Annotated in this window: 17 protein-coding genes and 1 tRNA gene; 12 read left to right on the top strand and 6 right to left on the bottom strand. The window is 65.0% G+C overall.

What is annotated here, in order from left to right:
* The first annotated feature begins 65 nt into the window (after window positions 1-65).
* The 3 genes from RB623_RS01360 to RB623_RS01350 are packed head-to-tail and all read left to right on the top strand — an operon-like array spanning window position 66 to window position 2,436.
* Window positions 66-593, top strand: coding sequence for an arsenate reductase ArsC (locus tag RB623_RS01360; RefSeq protein WP_308054940.1), 528 nt, complete (start codon window positions 66-68; stop codon window positions 591-593).
* A complete protein-coding gene (locus RB623_RS01355) occupies window positions 593-1,264 on the top strand; it encodes an MIP/aquaporin family protein (protein ID WP_308054939.1) in 672 nt (223 codons plus the stop codon). The genes RB623_RS01360 and RB623_RS01355 overlap by 1 nt, the downstream gene beginning before the upstream one ends.
* Window positions 1,261-2,436: an MFS transporter gene (locus RB623_RS01350; RefSeq protein WP_308054938.1), complete on the top strand. Its 1,176-nt coding sequence runs from the start codon at window positions 1,261-1,263 to the stop codon at window positions 2,434-2,436. Before RB623_RS01355 ends, RB623_RS01350 begins: the two co-directional genes overlap by 4 nt.
* 85 nt (window positions 2,437-2,521) lie before the next feature.
* On the opposite strand, the gene RB623_RS01345 is transcribed toward RB623_RS01350, so the two are convergent.
* Window positions 2,522-4,156: an AMP-binding protein gene (locus RB623_RS01345; protein ID WP_308054937.1), complete on the bottom strand. Its 1,635-nt coding sequence runs from the start codon at window positions 4,154-4,156 to the stop codon at window positions 2,522-2,524.
* Window positions 4,157-4,455: 299 nt separating this feature from the next.
* Here RB623_RS01345 and RB623_RS01340 point away from each other — a divergent pair, with 299 nt between their 5' ends.
* Window positions 4,456-5,460 (top strand): calcium-binding protein, encoded by a 1,005-nt coding sequence (locus tag RB623_RS01340; protein ID WP_308054936.1) that lies wholly within the window; start codon window positions 4,456-4,458, stop codon window positions 5,458-5,460.
* Between the two features lie 19 nt (window positions 5,461-5,479).
* Here RB623_RS01340 and RB623_RS01335 read toward each other — a convergent pair whose 3' ends face one another.
* From RB623_RS01335 to RB623_RS01325, 3 genes are all read right to left on the bottom strand, one after another.
* Window positions 5,480-5,998: a disulfide bond formation protein B gene (locus tag RB623_RS01335; protein WP_308054935.1), complete on the bottom strand. Its 519-nt coding sequence runs from the start codon at window positions 5,996-5,998 to the stop codon at window positions 5,480-5,482.
* Window positions 5,999-6,026: 28 nt separating this feature from the next.
* On the bottom strand, window positions 6,027-6,614 hold the full coding sequence (locus RB623_RS01330) for a YqaA family protein (protein ID WP_308054934.1): 588 nt from the start codon (window positions 6,612-6,614) through the stop codon (window positions 6,027-6,029).
* A gap of 299 nt (window positions 6,615-6,913) precedes the next feature.
* Complete coding sequence (locus tag RB623_RS01325) at window positions 6,914-7,213, bottom strand: hypothetical protein (protein WP_308054933.1); 300 nt, start codon at window positions 7,211-7,213, stop codon at window positions 6,914-6,916.
* Between the two features lie 253 nt (window positions 7,214-7,466).
* Between RB623_RS01325 and RB623_RS01320 the strand changes: the two genes are divergently transcribed.
* The 7 genes from RB623_RS01320 to RB623_RS01290 all read left to right on the top strand — a co-directional run bounded on the left by RB623_RS01320 (window position 7,467) and on the right by RB623_RS01290 (window position 13,363).
* Window positions 7,467-7,553, top strand: a tRNA-Leu gene (locus tag RB623_RS01320).
* A 128-nt stretch (window positions 7,554-7,681) separates the two neighbouring features.
* Window positions 7,682-8,845 (top strand): ROK family transcriptional regulator, encoded by a 1,164-nt coding sequence (locus tag RB623_RS01315; RefSeq protein WP_308054932.1) that lies wholly within the window; start codon window positions 7,682-7,684, stop codon window positions 8,843-8,845.
* On the top strand, window positions 8,842-9,606 hold the full coding sequence (locus tag RB623_RS01310; protein ID WP_308054931.1) for an ATP-binding cassette domain-containing protein: 765 nt from the start codon (window positions 8,842-8,844) through the stop codon (window positions 9,604-9,606). Before RB623_RS01315 ends, RB623_RS01310 begins: the two co-directional genes overlap by 4 nt.
* 41 nt (window positions 9,607-9,647) lie before the next feature.
* A complete protein-coding gene (locus RB623_RS01305) occupies window positions 9,648-10,688 on the top strand; it encodes a sugar ABC transporter substrate-binding protein (RefSeq protein ID WP_308054930.1) in 1,041 nt (346 codons plus the stop codon).
* A 265-nt stretch (window positions 10,689-10,953) separates the two neighbouring features.
* The gene (locus tag RB623_RS01300) at window positions 10,954-11,949 is read left to right on the top strand and encodes an ABC transporter permease (protein ID WP_308054929.1); all 996 of its coding nucleotides are present in this window, start codon (window positions 10,954-10,956) and stop codon (window positions 11,947-11,949) included.
* On the top strand, window positions 11,946-12,716 hold the full coding sequence (locus RB623_RS01295) for an SDR family oxidoreductase (RefSeq protein WP_308054928.1): 771 nt from the start codon (window positions 11,946-11,948) through the stop codon (window positions 12,714-12,716). Before RB623_RS01300 ends, RB623_RS01295 begins: the two co-directional genes overlap by 4 nt.
* Window positions 12,713-13,363 carry a GNAT family N-acetyltransferase gene (locus RB623_RS01290; protein ID WP_308054927.1) on the top strand — a complete coding sequence of 217 codons (651 nt, stop codon included), beginning with the start codon at window positions 12,713-12,715 and terminating at the stop codon, window positions 13,361-13,363. The genes RB623_RS01295 and RB623_RS01290 overlap by 4 nt, the downstream gene beginning before the upstream one ends.
* Window positions 13,364-13,532: 169 nt before the next feature.
* On the opposite strand, the gene RB623_RS01285 is transcribed toward RB623_RS01290, so the two are convergent.
* Window positions 13,533-14,090 carry an HNH endonuclease gene (locus RB623_RS01285; protein ID WP_308055102.1) on the bottom strand — a complete coding sequence of 186 codons (558 nt, stop codon included), beginning with the start codon at window positions 14,088-14,090 and terminating at the stop codon, window positions 13,533-13,535.
* Window positions 14,091-14,201: 111 nt separating this feature from the next.
* Window positions 14,202-14,861, bottom strand: coding sequence for a DNA-3-methyladenine glycosylase (locus RB623_RS01280; RefSeq protein WP_308054926.1), 660 nt, complete (start codon window positions 14,859-14,861; stop codon window positions 14,202-14,204).
* Window positions 14,862-14,933: 72 nt separating this feature from the next.
* On the opposite strand from RB623_RS01280, the gene gluQRS reads away from it, so the two are divergent.
* The gene (gene gluQRS / locus RB623_RS01275; RefSeq protein WP_308054925.1) at window positions 14,934-15,815 is read left to right on the top strand and encodes a tRNA glutamyl-Q(34) synthetase GluQRS; all 882 of its coding nucleotides are present in this window, start codon (window positions 14,934-14,936) and stop codon (window positions 15,813-15,815) included.
* Window positions 15,816-15,910 lie beyond the last annotated feature (95 nt).

Raw genomic sequence — 15,910 nt, 5'->3', positions numbered from 1 at the left:
CCATCTGCGCAGCGCTTTGTCCGTCAAACACCGCGCTGCCTGCGCGGGCTATCTAGGGGGTCTTCATGGCTGATCGCATCTACAACGTCCTGTTTCTTTGCACGGGCAATTCCGCCCGCTCCATCCTGGCCGAAAGCATCCTGCAAAAAGACGGCGCCGGGCGCTTCCACGCCTTCTCGGCCGGAAGCCAGCCCAAGGGCGCGGTCAACCCGTTCGCATTGAAGGTCCTGAAAGCGATGGACTATCCGGCGGAAGGCTTCCGATCGAAGCCTTGGGACGAGTTCGCGGTACCGGGCGCCCCCGTCATGGATTTCATCTTCACCGTATGTGACGATGCTGCTGGCGAGGCCTGCCCGATTTGGCCAGGACATCCGGCAACCGCCCATTGGGGTATTGAGGACCCCTCGCATGTGGAAGGAACCGGGATCGACAAGGAGCGCGCCTTTTCGACCGCCTTCCGCTACATGAAGAACCGCATCGGCGCTTTCCTGAGTCTGCCCATTGGCACGATTGACGACATGGCACTTCAGGCCAGCCTCCATGGCATCGGGACCATGGAAGGTTCTACCGGCTCGCGCAACAAGGCGAACTGATGCCGGAATATGGCGGCCCACGCCGGGTGGTGGCGGAGGCGCTCGGAACGGCTTTGCTCGTGGCAACGGTCGTCGGTTCCGGCATCATGGCCGAGACCCTGACCAGGGACACCGCCGTCGTCCTGCTCGCCAACGCCTTGCCGACGGGCGCGATTCTGGTGGTGCTCATCACGATTCTGGGACCGATCTCCGGAGCGCATTTCAATCCGGCGGTCACGCTGGTTTTTGCCGCGCTCCGGCAACTTCCAGCGTCCATGGCGGTAGTCTATGTAGCCGCGCAACTCGCCGGCGGCCTGCTCGGCACGATCGTCGCGCATATGATGTTCGAGCGCGCCTTGCTTGAACCTTCCGGTCATGTGCGCACCGGCGCGTCACAATGGTTCTCCGAAGGCGTCGCGACCTTCGGCCTCGTCGCGGTGATCTTGGCCGGATTGCGCTTCGAGCGCACCGCAGTCGCATGGCTGGTCGGCCTCTATATCATGGCCGCCTACTGGTTCACGGCGTCCACGTCGTTCGCCAACCCGGCCGTCGCCGTCGCCCGTTCGTTGACCGACAGCTTTTCCGGTATCCGTCCGCTCGACCTGCCGGGCTTCGTGGCGGCTGAACTGATCGGCGCCTTTGTCGCGCTCGCAGCGATGCGCTGGCTGCTTCGCGAGGCGCCCGAGACATGACGGCCGCGCACAGTCGGTCGCTCACCATCACGGCCCTGGGCATCACCCAAATCCTCGCGTGGGGTAGTTCATTTTATCTCCCGGCCGTCCTGGCGAAGCCCATTGCCGCCGAAACCGGCTGGCCGCTGGCCTGGGTCGTGGGTGGCCTGTCGGTCGGGTTGCTGACCTCCGGCCTCGTGTCCACGCTGACGGGCAATGCGATACAGCGATGGGGCGGGCGGCCGATCCTCGTGGCAGGCGCGCTATTCCTGGCCCTCGGCCAGGCGACAATGGCCGCCGCCCCTCATCTCGGTGTTTTCCTGTTCGCCTGGGTGCTGATGGGTCTTGGCATGTCGGGCGGCCTCTACGATGCCGGCTTCGGCACGCTTGGCCGTCTCTATGGCAACGAGGCGCGAAGCGCTATCACGGCGCTGACCCTGTGGGGTGGGTTCGCCAGCACTCTCTGTTGGCCGCTTAGCGCCCTTCTGGTCGAGAACTACGGATGGCGTGTCACCTGCCTGGTCTATGCCGGTATTCAGATCGTCGTAAGCCTGCCCTGCTTCCTGCTCTTCGTGCCCAATCCCGCGCGGCCGGCGGCAACGCAACAGGCCCCGAGGAGAACGGCGACCATCGGGCGATCGTACCGGCCCGCATTCGTTCTGCTCGCGGCCATCACGACGTTGGCCGCGATGATCGCCTCGATGCTGTCGGTCCACCTGCTGACCGTGCTGCAACTGCGGGGCATCGACCTCGCGGCCGCTGTTGGCCTGGGAGCGTTGATCGGTCCCTCCCAGGTGGGCGCCCGGTTGGTGGAAATGCTGTTCGGCCGGCATCACCATCCGATTTGGGTGATGATCGCCTCGGTGCTGCTCCTGGCGCTGGGGATCGGGCTGCTTCTGAGCAACCTGCCGATCACGGCCATGGCGCTCGTGCTCTATGGAGCAGGAAACGGCGTGCATACGATCGCGCGTGGCGCGCTTCCCCTGGTGCTCTTCGATCCGCAACGCTACGCCGCTGTCATGGGCCGCCTCGCGCCGCCCAGCCTGGTCGTGCAGGCGACCGCGCCCGCGCTCGGTGCGGTCCTTCTGGACCATGGCGGCAGCGCAGCCATGCTCAGCACGCTCTTCGCCGCTGCCGTGCTGAACCTGTTCCTGACATGGGGGCTATGGCTGGTCAGCCGTAGGCCGGCCTAACGACAAGCCTTCCGCCGTCTTCGCGCGACGCCGGACGCGAAAGGCCGCTTGTGACCGCCTTGCGGACATTCGCGTCGTGACCTCCTCACTCCTCGATCTCGTGCCGCGCCCGGTCCCGAAAAATCCGCCGAATCACTTTTCCGGTCGTGGTCAGCGGCATCGAATCCACGAACGCGACCTCGCGAGGATATTCATGCGCCGACAGCCTTTCGCGCACGAAATTCTTGATCTCGGCGGCAAGCGCCTCGCTCGGCGAAAAGCCGTCGCGCAGCACGACGTAGGCCTTCACGATTTCGGTGCGCAGCGCGTCGGGCTTGCCGACCGCCGCGGCCAGCGCGATCGCCGGGTGGCCGGTCAGGCAGTCCTCGATCTCGCCGGGACCGATGCGGAAACCGGCCGAGGTGATGACGTCGTCGTCGCGCCCGAAGAAAGAGACATAGCCGTCCGCGTCGCGAATACCCTGGTCGCCGGTGGTCATCCAGTCGCCGATGAATTTCTGGCGCGTCGCCGTCTCGTTCTGCCAGTAGCCGAGAAACATCACCGGGTCGGGCCGGCGCACCGCGATCTGGCCGATCTCGCCCGCGGGCATCTCTCTGCCCTCGCCGTCGATGATCGCCACCGTGTGGCCGGGCGACGGTTTTCCGATCGCCCCTCCCCGGCTGACATCCAGAGCCGCGCAGGACGACAGCACGATGTTGCATTCCGTCTGGCCGTAGAACTCGTTGACGGTCAGCCCGAGTTCGTCCTTCGCCCATTCGTAGGTTTCACGGCCCAGCGCCTCGCCGGCCGAGCCCACCGTGCGCAGGTTCAGGTCGAAGCGCCGGCGGATGCCGGTCACCGACTTCAGCATGCGCAGCGCCGTCGGCGGGATGAAGGCGTTGCGCACACGCATCTTTTCCACCAGCCCGAGCGCTGCCTCCGGATCGAACTTTTCGAATTTTCCGAACGCCACCGGCACGCCGAAATAAAGCGACGGCAGCAACAGGTTGAGCAGTCCCCCGGCCCACGCCCAGTCGGCCGGCGTCCAGGCGAGATCCCCCTTCTGCGGGAAGAACTCGTGGTGGAACTGCACGCCGGGCAGATGCCCGAGCAGTACGCGGTGGCCGTGCAGCGCGCCCTTGGGCGGGCCGGTCGTGCCGGAGGTGAAAATCATCATCGACGGGTCGTCGGGCGTGGTATCCACCGCCTCGAAGACCGGCCGGTTGTCGGCCACCGCCCGATGGAAGCCGAGCGTGTCGCCGTCCGCCCCGTCGGTTGAAACCACCAGCTCCAGCCCAGGCAGGCGGGCGCGGATGGCCTTCAGCTTGGCAACGCCTCTGGCGTTTGTGACGACCGCCTTCACGCCCGCCGTCTGCAGCCGGCACTCCAGCGCCTCGACGCCGAACAGCAGCGCCAGCGGCACGGCGATGGCGCCCAGCTTGTAGATGGCCACATGGGCGATGGCCGTCTCGAAACTCTGTGGCAGCAGGAGCGCCACCCGGTCGCCGCGGCCGACGCCCCGCCGGCGGAGCGCATTGGCCAGCGCGTTCGACTGGCGCGACAGTTCGCCGAAACTCATGCGGACCGGTTCGCTCTCCTGCCGGTATTCCAGCAGCGCGGTGCGCTCCGGCTCGGTGGCCACCCAGCGGTCAGAAACGGCGACGCCGATGTTGAACCGGTCCGGGATCGCCCAGCGAAAATTTCTGTAGAGCGCCTCGTAGCTGTCCGCGCGCTGCAACATGCTTGTCCGGCCGCCGCCTTTCTTTTGCGCCGCAACAATCGGCGATGCGTGGATTACAGGACCGGACGCGCAGCGGTCAACTCGGTGCGATTTCGCGGTGCGGCGAAGCAGGGCAATCCGGCAGTAAGAATATCGCCGCCTGAAGGTTTGGACATGCAAATTCCTGGTCGATGAATGCTTTCTGGCAGAGGCCGGCGGCGCGTTGCGCGCCTGGATCGGGTCAGTTGCAGTCGCAATGACGGCAATTGCAGGTAGCAACACGAAATGATAAATCCTCCGGGCAGTCTTGGGAGGACTTCATGCTCATCAGCGATTTCGTTTCCGGTATCTCGCCGGAATTTACCTTGACACGCAGTGGCAATCAGGTGACGGCGACCTTCCACTACGGCCTCACCGGCTATTATGACGAAGATCTCGGCTATTATCTTTGGAACGGCGACATCTACAGCAGCATCGGCATCTACGAGAACTATTTTTATCAGGACGCCGACAGGCCGATGGATCAGACCGTCGTCGCGACGCTGGCCGATGCCACCCCAACCACCGGCACGTATGCGATAAACGACAATATCGGCGGCGCCATCCTCAATCACGAATTCACCGTGACGGTGTTTTCCTCCGCCGGCAATTTTGTCGGAACGGAAAAGGCCGACTACGTCTTCGGCTCGGGCGCGGCCGACACGTTCCGCTCGAAAGGCAGCGGCGATGTTTTCGAGGGCGGCGGCGGCAACGATCTCTACCGCGTCTACAGCAGCGACGTGAAAATCTTCGAGTCGGCGGGCGGAGGCGACGACAGCGTCGCCAGCGGCGTATCCTACGTGCTGGGCGCCGGGGTCGCGGCGGAGCATCTATCCACCAATGGCTCGATGGGCACTACGGCGATCAACCTGACCGGGAACGAATTCGCCCAGGAAATCAGGGGCAATGCCGGCAAGAACGTGCTCGACGGCAAGGGCGGCAGCGACACGCTGAACGGCGGCAGCGGCATGGACTATTTCGTGTTCTCGTCGGCGCTTGGGGCGGGCAATGTCGACACCATCGTCAATTACAGCGTGGCCGCCGACACGATCCGGCTGGAGAATGCCATCTTCACGGCATTGTCGACCGTCGGCGCCCTGGCGGCGGCGGCCTTCAAGGATATCGCCGACGGCCCGAAGGATGCCGACGACCGCATCATCTACTATTCCACGACGGGCAATCTCTACTACGATGCGGACGGCTCGGGCGGCGCATACGGCAACGTGAAATTCGCCAACATTGCCAATCTCGCCGACCTGACGGCGGCGGATTTCGTGGTGGTCTGAAACAGCGCAAGCTGCCGGGTCAACCGGCCTTCGCGAAGGCTCCCCGGAACGCGACGATCGCGAGCGCAAGGCTGGCGATCGCATTCCAGCCGGCGAGCGACAGGCCGAGGATGCGCAGCGCCGCCTTGTCGCAGGAGGGCGGCACGATGGTGTTGAGCGCATCGAGCACGCCCTTGCCGCCGGTGTCGGGCGGGGCGACGACCATGCCGCAATCGGTCGGGCCGGGCCAAAAACCCCATTCGACGCCGGAATGGTAGACACCGAGATAGAGCCCGTAGGCCATCAGCAGCCCGCCGGCGAACAGTAGCCCTCGCGACACGACCGGCGGCAGTCTGACGGTCGCCGCGACAAGCGCCAGCAGCATCAGTGGCACGCCGACGTAATAGGGGATGCGCTGCTCGTAGCAGAGCTTGCAAGGAATGTAGCCGCCCAAATGCTGGAAGCCGAGCGCCGAGCCGACGGTGGCCGCCATGGCGACGGCCAGAAACAGCGCGGTCAGCGCCTGCGGGCGCGTGGTCGGGGTGGGCATACTGGTCATGAGAAAAAGATCCGTTCAGGCGGGCTCGTCAGAACACGTACCTGACCAAGATATAGAGCAGAATTAGGACAACGGCGGCCGCACCCGCAAGCAGGCCGAGGCGCTTCTCGATAAAGTGACGGATGGATTCGCCGTAGCGCCTGAGCAGCCAGGCGAGCAGCAGGAAGCGCGCGCCGCGCGCCACGATCGCCGAGACGATGAACCAGCCTAGCGGAAAGCTGATGACGCCGGCCAGGATGGTGACGACCTTGATCGGCGGCAGATGGGCAAAACCGGACGTCACCAGCATCAGCAGGATGAAGCCGGTGCCGGCCGACACGCGCAGGGTCTCGAACTCGTCGTATTTTCCGTAGAATTCAAGCACCGGCCGCGCGACGGTCTCGTAGGCATAGTGGCCGAGGAACCAGCCGGCGATGCCGCCCAGCACCGAGGCGGCGGTCGCCACCAGCGCGTAGCGGTAGGCGCGGTCCGGGCGCGACAGCGCCATCGGCAGGTAGAGCACGTCGGCCGGCACGAGGAACACCGAACTCTCGACGAAGGCGATAACCGCCAGCCACACTTCCGCCGACTTGCGGGCGGCAAGCGACATGGTCCAGTCGTAGAGTTTTCGCAGCATCGGCCGTTCCGTCGTTATTCCCGCCGACCGACACCGCACGCCTGCAGAAGCCAGTCCGGAGGACGCGGACACCCATAGCCTGCAATTCCTGTAAAAAGAATTGCGCCGCTCGGCCCTGCGCCCAAACGCCGCCATCCCGTTCAGCGACGGTCAGTCAGGCCGAAAACTCCGGTTGTCCGGAATGGCAACCCTACGGAGGCGAGAAACCGACAGCGCATTGCACACGCAGCCGCTCGCCGCTGAATGATTGGAGACGATCCTCGAAAATCGCCGTTGCGCAAGCGGACGCGCCTTGCCGCTCACGGCCCGCTTTTGGCATCGTCGACCTCCAGCGTGTCCATGGCCGGCGTGGCGTCACTGTCTCCGGCCGAGGCGGTGTCCTGTGCCTCTTCTTCGCCGTTTGCCCTGTTCAGCGCTTCTTCTATCGCCTCTTCGATATTGCCGATCTCCGCTTCCCGAACCTCCTGACTGTAGCCGGCGGCTTCGGCGTCCTGCTCGAATTGCCGCGCCAGAACGGCAAGGCTCACCTCGCTCTCGGACGGGAGGTTGCCGACGTTCTCTTGCAGCCAGGTCTCGAAGAATTCCCGTGTGATACCCATGCCGTATCTCCTTCGCCAAACTAAGCGCGATGGCCGGCCCGAGGTTCCGCCGCGAAAATCTTCGCCGCCCTCGACACTCCGCCCTGGCCGATGTCCCACCCGGCCAATCGACAAGGCTCCGCAAGAGAACGCTAATCGCGGCGTCTTGCCGAGACCGGTTTCATTTGGTAGGTCGCACGGCGCTTCGCGGCTGCCAAAGCGGTTTCCAGCACCAAAGTGCCGGGCTCCGTTCGCGCAAGCGACAAATGCGAATGCCCCTGTGGCGGAATTGGTAGACGCGGCAGACTCAAAATCTGTTGCCTTCACGGGCGTGCTGGTTCGATCCCGGCCAGGGGCACCATCTCAATCCTCTTTGTCCGACGAGATATGAGCTCTCAAAGCACGCCTCAAACGTGTTGAAAGTTTTTCTGAAAACCGTTTGACTAAATAACTTCACGGTGCAAATCTCTCCTCGGGAGGCGCCGAAACGTGGCACTCAAGGGGACCAATCAGGAATCCGGGCGGCCGTACAACCGGCGCATCGTGCTGGAGTCGATCCGCCTGCACGCGCCGACCACGCGCGGCGACATCGCAGCGCGCGTCGGGCTTACCGTGCAGACTGTCTCCACCATCGTCCGCGAGCTGGAGGAACAGGGTTTTCTCATCTCTGCCCGCGAAGAGCCCAAGGGCCGCGGCGTGCCGCCCACGACGCTCCGCATCAACCCGGACGGCGGCTATGCGGTCGGCGTCCACCTGACGCCGCTCGGCGTCAGCGCCGCGCTGGTCAACCTCAGCGGCGACGTGGTCGAGAACCTGCACCGCGACGCGCCGGCGCCCACTCCCGGCCAGGCCTTCGATCTCATCGGCGGGCTGGTGCGTGAACTGACAAGACTGCGCCCCGGCGGCCGCATGCTCGGCGTCGGCATGGCGTTGCCCGGCCCGTTCGGCGTCGAAGCGATGAGCTTCGTCGGTCCGACCACAATGGACGGCTGGCAGGAGGTGCCGCTGAAGGAGCGGCTGGCCGAGGCGACCGGCCTGCCCGCCTTCATCGAGGCGGACATGGCGGCGGCGGCGCTGGGCGAGCAGATATACGGCGTCGGCTCGGATTTCTCCGAATATTATTATCTTTATTTTGGCGTCGGCCTGGGCGGCGTCATGGTGCATGACGGCGCGGTACTGCGCGGCGCCTGGGGCAATGCCGGCGAGATCGGCCATATCCCCGTCGTGCCGGACGGCGAGCCTTGCCCGTGCGGCAATCGCGGCTGCCTGGAACGCTACCTGTCGCTGGAGGCGCTCGGCCGCCACAAGGGCGGCGAGGCCGCCTGGGCGGGCGAGATTGCGCCGATCTTCCGCAACGCGGTGACCACCATCGAGAACCTGTTCGATCCGCAGACCGTGGTGATCGGCGGGCTGGCGCCGACTCCGCTGCTGGCAAGGCTGGCGGCTGCAGCCAAAACCCTACCCAATTCGGTCTCGGCGCGCCGCGACCGGCGCGCCCCGCGCGTCACCGTCGCCCGCGGCGGCGAGCAATCAGTGCTGCGCGGTGCCGCGGCACTTGCCGTGTCCGGCGTGCTGTCGCCGCGCTTCGGCCAGATGTTCGCGGCGCGCGAGGATGGGCGGGAAGCGCCGGACGGCAAGGAGATGGCCGCATGACCGAACCGCTGCTGGTACTGGAAGACATCCGCAAGAACTACGGCGCGATCGAAGCGCTGAAGGGCATCTCGTTCTCGATCGGCAGGGGCGAGGTGGTGGCGCTGCTCGGCGACAACGGCGCCGGAAAATCGACGCTGGTAAAAATCATCGCCGGCGGACTGGAGCCGAGTTCGGGCCGCATGCTGTTCGAAGGCAAGGAGTTTCTGGCGAAGTCTCCCGCCGAAGCAAAAGCCGCCGGCATCGAGACTGTCTACCAGGACCTGTCGCTCTGCACCAATGTCGACGTCGTCGCCAACTTCTTCATGGGCCGCGAGATCACCCGGAAAGTGCTCGGCGTGCCGGTGCTAGACGAGCGCGCCATGGAGCGCGAGGTGGCGAAGGCGCTGGCCAATGCCGGCACGCGCATCCCGTCGCTCAGGACGAACGTCGAGCACCTGTCGGGCGGCCAGCGCCAGGCGATCGAGCTCAACCGCTTCGTCCACTGGGGCGGCAAGCTGGTGCTGCTCGACGAGCCATTCGCCGCGCTCGGCGTCGAGCAGACGCGGCGCGGCCTCGACATGATCCGCCAGGTCGCCCGGCAGGGCATCGGCGTCGTCATCATCACCCACATCATGCAGCAGGCTTTTCAGGTCGCCGACCGGATCGTGGTGATCCGCCAGGGCGTCGTGGCCGGCGATGTGGCGCGACAGAAAACCAGCCCCGACGCGGTGATCAACATGATCACCGGCGAAACGCTTGCCGGTGCCGGACCGGTGGGCTGACGGGGAATAAAGAGGGGTCCGGCTCAAAAGGAGCGAACGAAATGAAACGAATAGTGTTAGCCGCATTCGGCGTCGTTGCGTTGGCCATGGCCATGCTGACGCCGGCCTTCGCGCAATCGAAAGGCACGGTCTACTACCTGGTGCCGACGCTGCTCGACGAATTCCAGACCGGCTCGGTGAGCGCGCTGGAGATGTTCCTGAAGCAGACCGGCTACGAGATGAAGACGCTCAACGCCGACAACAAGACCGACGCGCAGCAGAGCCAGATGAACGACGTGATCGCGCTGAAGCCCGCGGCGATCGTCCTGGCCGCCGTCGACTTCAACGCGCTGAAACCGTCGATCGAGGCGGCGATGGCGGCCGGCATTCCGGTGGTCGAGTTCGACCGCCAGATCACCTCTACGCCGTCCGCCTTCACCTCCGTCGCCGGCACGGTCGAGATCGGCTACGTCGCCGCGGAGCAGGCAGAGAAGCTGCTCAAGGCCAAGAACGGCTCTGTCAAGGGCAAGATACTGCAGGTGCTGGGCGACCCCGGCGACCCCTACACGCTCGACATCCAGAAGGGTTTCGAGGAGAAGATGAAGGCGTCTCCGGACGTCACCATCGTCTCGCTGCCCGCCATGCAGTGGGAGGCGAGCAATGCCGGCACGATCGTCGCCGACCAGCTCGTCGCCAATCCCGACATCGACCTGATATTCAGCCATGCCGCGCATCTCTCAGTGGCTGCGGTGGCCTCGCTGGAATCGGCCGGCAAGAAGCCCGGCGACATCATGATGATGAGCTCGAACGGCGCGCCGGTCGGTCTCGACCTGATCCGAAAAGGCTGGCTGAACGTCGAGGTCGAACAGCCGCTCTACGCCCAGGCAGCCGCGGTGGCGATGTTCATGGACAAGATCGTCAACAAGCAGGAGATCAAGCCCGGCGAATATGACGTGCTTCATCTCAAATCGACGGTGACCAACGAAGCATGGGGCCCGAACATCAAGATTCCGGGTGCCGCGATCGACAAGTCGAACGTCGACAACCCGGCCTTCTGGGGCAACATGAAGCCGCCGACGGAGACCATCAAGGCGGTGGAGTGAACTACTCGGACCGCGCAATTGGTCCGTTGACCGTCGCGCTGCCCCTCATCCGCCTGCCGGCACCTTCTCCCCGTAGGAACGGGGAGAAGGACGCACGCATCACCGCTTTCGCTAACCTTCAACGTTGACGGTTGGCGAAATCGTTGCGGCCGTCGTCTCTCTCCCCGCCTGCGGGGAGAGATGCCCGGCAGGGCAGTGAGGGGCGGCGCCTGCGTCGCCGAGTACCCATCCGGCCGTTACCAGCCAAGCCGAGCCTCGAACTCACATGAACCCACGCACCCGCAAAATCCTCGAGATCGTCCTCGACAATCTCGTCTGGTTCATGCTGCTTTTCGTGCTGATCGTCTTTTCGATCTTCATCCCGAACTATTTCCAGCTCGGTATCTTCGCCAACATCATCGAGGCGTCCAGCGTGCTGGGCGTCATGTCGATCGGCCTGGCGCTGGTGATCATCGCCGGGCACATGGACCTGTCGGTGGAATCGGTGGCGGCGCTCGCGGCCATGGCAGTCGGCATCCTGTTCTGCTCGGCCGGCATCGGCTTCGGCATAAAACTTTATCCCGAATGGCTGATGGTGCCGGTGTCGCTGCTGGTGGCGGTCGCCGTCGGCGGGCTGATCGGCTTCTTCAACGGCTTCCTGGTCGTAAAACTCAAGATGAGCGCCTTCATCATCACGCTGGCCTCCTACATCTGGGTGCGCGGGCTGGTGCTGGCGGTGTCGGGTGGACGCTCCGCACAGGACCTGGCGCCGGCCATCCGCTGGTTAGGCATCCAGCGCCTGCTCGGCCTGCCGCTGACCGCCTGGATCGCCATAGCCTGCTTCGTGGTCTTCTCGGCTGTCATGGCGAAGACGCCTTTCGGCCGGCATCTGAAAATGATCGGCGGCAACGAGACGGCGACCTACCGCGCAGGCATCCGCGTCACCCGCAACCTCGTCATCGCCTTCATGCTGGCGGGCGCCATCGCTGGGCTTGCCGGCTGGCTGCTCGCCATCCGCACCTCCGGCGCGACGGCCAATCTCGGCGTCGGCCTTCTGTTCAACGCCTTCGCCGCCGTCGTCATCGGCGGTGTCAGCCTGAAGGGCGGCGTCGGCTCGCTGCCCGGCGTCTATGCCGGCGTCTTGCTGCTTTCCTCCATCAACACGGCGATCAACCTCATGGGCCTTCCCGCCAATTTCACCCAGGTCGTCCACGGGCTGCTGGTGCTCGCCGCCGTGCTGCTCGACACGTTCAAGCAGAACCTTCGCCAGAGGCTGGCATGACCGGACGTTTGCAGGACAAGGTCGCGCTGATCATCGGTGCGGCGCGCGGCATCGGAAAAGGCATCGCAAAACGTTTCGCCGAGGAAGGCGCAAAGCTTGTGCTCGCCGACAGCGAGACCGAAGTCGGGCAAGCGACCGCCGACGAACTCGGCGCCTCCTTCATCGCTATCGACATCTCGAAGATGGCCGATGCCGAAGCCGCCGTCGCGCTGGCGCTCGACAGGCACGGCCGCCTCGACATCGTCGTGCAGAACGCCGGCATCTATCCGTGGCAACTGATCGAGAACACCAGTCCGGACGACTGGGACCGCGTCATGGCCGTCAATCTGCGCGGCACTTTTAATGCGGCGCGGGCCGCGCTCGTGCCGATGAAGCGCCAAGGCTCAGGGCGCATGCTGTTCACCTCGTCGATCACCGGCCCGCATGTCACCAGCCCCGGCCACGGCCACTATTCGGCGAGCAAATCCGGCATCAACGGTTTCATCCGCTCGGCAGCACTGGAATTCTCCGGCTACGGCATCACCGTCAACGGCGTCGAGCCGGGCAACATCCTGACGGAGGCGATCCAAGAGCAACGCGGCGCGGCCTTCATCAAGAGCATGGAGGACGCGATCCCGCTCGGCCGCCTCGGCACGCCGCGCGACGTCGCCAACGCCTTCCTGTTCCTCGCATCCGACGATGCGAGCTACATCACCGGAACGACCATCGTCGTCGACGGCGGCCAATTGCTGCCGGAAGGCGCCGATTTCCGCATTCTGCCGCCGTGACCCACGCCCGTACGATCCTCGATTTCGGCAACGGCTTTTTCCTGCGCCAAGCGACGCAAGCCGACCGTCCGGCGCTGCGAAAAATCTGCCTGGAAACTGGTGACGCGGGCGAGGACGCCACGGCACGGGAAGACGATCCCGACCTGATCGGCGATATCTACGCGGTCCCCTATCAGGTGTTCGAGCCGGACTTCGCTTTCGTCATCGACGGCCCCGGCGGCACGGCTGGATATTTGCTCGGCGCGCCGGATACAGCATCGCTCTACGCTCGGCTGGCGGAACAGTGGTATCCGGCCCTGCAACGCCGTGTAACTGACCCCGGTTCGGACGCCGCACACTGGAAGGGCAGCGATTGGGCTCGCCACAGGATCCACAATGCCGATCTGACGATCCCGCCTGCTCTTGCCGCGTTTCCGTCCCACGGCCACATCGACCTCTTGCCGCCGGCACAGGGAAAAGGCATCGGCCGGCGCTGCATGGCGTATCTGGAACAGCGGCTGGCCGAAGCCGGATCGGCCGGACTCTGGCTGGAGGTCCATCCGCGCAACCTGAGGGCGCAGCGTTTCTACACGAGCCTGGGATATGAGCGCGTGCCGGACGTGGGAACGCCGGACCAAGCTGTCTATTTCGGCAAACGATCGAAATGAAATTGAACCGTCAAAGCCGATACGCCATTTCAGTGAGTGCGCGGAAATGGATCAGGGCGTAGCGAAAACGTCGTTCTGCGAGCACCGAAGCGGAGCGTACTATAAGTACGTGAGCATCGGAGCGCAGCAGAACGGCGTTTGCAGCCAGCCCTCATCCATTTCCCGGGCCTCAAGGCTCCAGTTCGACGTCCCAGTACAGATAGTCCATCCAGCTTTCGTGCAGGTAGTTCGGCGGGAACAGCCTGCCGTTGTTGTGCAGGTCGTGCACCGTCGGCTGGTAAGGTTTTTGCATCGGCCACATCTTCGCCTGCGCCGGCAGGTGGCCGCCCTTCTTGAGATTGCAGGGCGAGCACGCGGCGACCACATTCTCCCAGGTCGTCGCGCCGCCGCTGTGGCGCGGTATGACATGGTCGAAGGTCAAATCCTCCGGCGTGCCGCAATACTGGCACTGGAAACGGTCGCGCAGGAACACGTTGAAGCGCGTGAACGCCGGGTGGCGCGACGGCTTGACGTAGCTTTTCAGGCTGACGACGCTCGGCACCCGCATCGAGAATGACACGGACGAGACCGAGTGCTCGTATTCGGCGACGATGTTGACGCGGTCGAGGAACACCGCCTTGATCGCGTCCTGCCAGGACCAGAGCGACAGAGGGTAATAGCTGAGCGGCCGGTAGTCCGCATTCAGCACCAGCGCGGGAAGCCCATCCGGAGATACGGCGACCGTCACTTCCAAAACCTCCATCGCAGGCGAACGCCTGACACCGATAGTCTAAGCCCGACATGACAAGGATGTGAAGCGGCTTCGCGGCTACAATACGGCGCAAAACACCTCGATCTTTCACGATTTTCCGGAGCTTTGCAGGATCGGCGCGGCGTCCCGGCCCTTCGTCTCGCGATAATAGGCCCAGAAAAGCCGCGACGCGATGCCGCGCCAGGGCGACCATGATTCGGCGATTCGGGTCAGCGCCTTGTCGCTGGGCCGCGTTTCGATGCCGAGCGCATGGCCGACCGCCGCCTGCAGGGCCACGTCGCGGGCCGGGAAAATGTCGGGATGTCCGGCGGCGAAGAGCAAGTAGACTTCCGCCGTCCACGGCCCGATCCCCGGCACGGCCGTCAGTTTGGCGATCGCCTCCTCCGCCTCCAGATCGCAGAGATGGATCAAGTCGAGCCCATCCGCCACCGCGCGGGCCGCGGCCAGCATCGCGCGCTGCTTGGGCCGCGAGAATCCGGCCCCGCGAAAGATGTCCTCGCCGGCGGCGAGCACGGCTTGCGGCGTCAGCGGATCGACAAGCTTCACGAAGCGTCCGAAGATCGCGTCGGCGCTGGCCCGCGACACCTGCTGTGAGACGATGATGGAGGCAAGGCTGGGAAAACCCGGCTCGGTCAGCCGCAACGGCACCTCGCCGGCCATCCGGCGCACCGCAGCCAGCCTCGGATCGGCGGCGCAGAGCGCGTCGAGCCCCTCCGAGATGTCGTCCAATCCAAAAATTCGCCGCATGCCGCCCTTGTCCGTGAAACGCCGGCAAAGTAGCAATCGGACAAATTTTCGCGCAACCCGTTTTAAGCGCCGATGAGCCCGCCCGTCTTCCGCTTCGCGCCCGGTCCGAATGGCCGGCTGCATCTCGGCCACGCCTATTCGGCGCTGCTCAACCAGGGACTCGCCGATGCCGCAGGCGGACGCCTGCTGCTCAGGCTGGAGGACATCGACACGAGCCGCTGCACGCCGGAATTCGAAGCCGGCATTTTCGAAGACCTGCGCTGGCTGGGCCTCCGCTGGGAAGAGCCGGTGCGCCGGCAATCCGATCATTTTCCGGTCTATGAGGATGCACTGCTGCGGCTGCGCAGCGAAGGGCTGGTCTACCCCGCCTTCATGAGCCGGGGCGAGATGCGCGCCCATATCGTCGAGCAGGAAGCGGCCGGAAAAAACTGGCCGCGCGACCCCGACGGCGTGCCGCTCTATCCGGGACTGGACAAGGCGCTGCCCGCCCGAAAGCGCGAGGCGCTGATCGCTGGAGGCAGACCCTTCGCCTGGCGGCTTGACATGGCGGCGGCCGTCGCGCGGATCGGCCGGCCGCTGGCATGGGCCGAGCTGAGCGCCGATCTGTCGGCATCGGAAAGCGTCGAGGCTGGCCCGGAACTCTGGGGCGACGTGATCCTCGCCCGCCGCGACACCCCCACCAGCTACCACCTGTCCGTGGTGGTCGACGACGCACTGCAAGACATAACCCATGTCGTGCGCGGCCAGGACCTGTTCGCGGCCACCGCCGTGCACCGCGTGCTGCAGGAACTGCTCAGCCTGCCGGCGCCGGCCTACCATCACCACCGGCTGATCCTCGGGCCGGACGGAAGAAAACTCTCCAAAAGCCTCGGCGATACCGGCATCGCCGCCCTGCGCGGAAATGGCGCAACGCGGGACGACATCGGGCGGATGACCGGCCTCGATCCCGTTTGATCGCCAAGTCTCGGAAACGATGCGGCGGCCTTGGTATCGCCTCTCTCGGCACTTAGAGACGGCGGCCGTGCGGGCGGGCTTCGATACTGAATCGA

It is taken from the genome of Mesorhizobium sp. LHD-90, from assembly GCF_030929505.1.
GTDB lineage: Bacteria > Pseudomonadota > Alphaproteobacteria > Rhizobiales > Rhizobiaceae > Kumtagia.
Note: the sequence above shows the minus strand (reverse complement) of the source record. Positions and strands in the feature narration are given on the sequence as shown.

Coding starts and splice junctions, on each gene's coding strand:
- RB623_RS01360 (WP_308054940.1), top strand. CDS start 66: ATGGCTGATCGCATCTACAACGTCCTGTTTCTTTGCACGGGCAATTCC.
- RB623_RS01355 (WP_308054939.1), top strand. CDS start 593: ATGCCGGAATATGGCGGCCCACGCCGGGTGGTGGCGGAGGCGCTCGGA.
- RB623_RS01350 (WP_308054938.1), top strand. CDS start 1,261: ATGACGGCCGCGCACAGTCGGTCGCTCACCATCACGGCCCTGGGCATC.
- RB623_RS01345 (WP_308054937.1), bottom strand. CDS start 4,156: ATGTTGCAGCGCGCGGACAGCTACGAGGCGCTCTACAGAAATTTTCGC.
- RB623_RS01340 (WP_308054936.1), top strand. CDS start 4,456: ATGCTCATCAGCGATTTCGTTTCCGGTATCTCGCCGGAATTTACCTTG.
- RB623_RS01335 (WP_308054935.1), bottom strand. CDS start 5,998: ATGACCAGTATGCCCACCCCGACCACGCGCCCGCAGGCGCTGACCGCG.
- RB623_RS01330 (WP_308054934.1), bottom strand. CDS start 6,614: ATGCTGCGAAAACTCTACGACTGGACCATGTCGCTTGCCGCCCGCAAG.
- RB623_RS01325 (WP_308054933.1), bottom strand. CDS start 7,213: ATGGGTATCACACGGGAATTCTTCGAGACCTGGCTGCAAGAGAACGTC.
- RB623_RS01310 (WP_308054931.1), top strand. CDS start 8,842: ATGACCGAACCGCTGCTGGTACTGGAAGACATCCGCAAGAACTACGGC.
- RB623_RS01305 (WP_308054930.1), top strand. CDS start 9,648: ATGAAACGAATAGTGTTAGCCGCATTCGGCGTCGTTGCGTTGGCCATG.
- RB623_RS01300 (WP_308054929.1), top strand. CDS start 10,954: ATGAACCCACGCACCCGCAAAATCCTCGAGATCGTCCTCGACAATCTC.
- RB623_RS01295 (WP_308054928.1), top strand. CDS start 11,946: ATGACCGGACGTTTGCAGGACAAGGTCGCGCTGATCATCGGTGCGGCG.
- RB623_RS01280 (WP_308054926.1), bottom strand. CDS start 14,861: ATGCGGCGAATTTTTGGATTGGACGACATCTCGGAGGGGCTCGACGCG.
- gluQRS (WP_308054925.1), top strand. CDS start 14,934: ATGAGCCCGCCCGTCTTCCGCTTCGCGCCCGGTCCGAATGGCCGGCTG.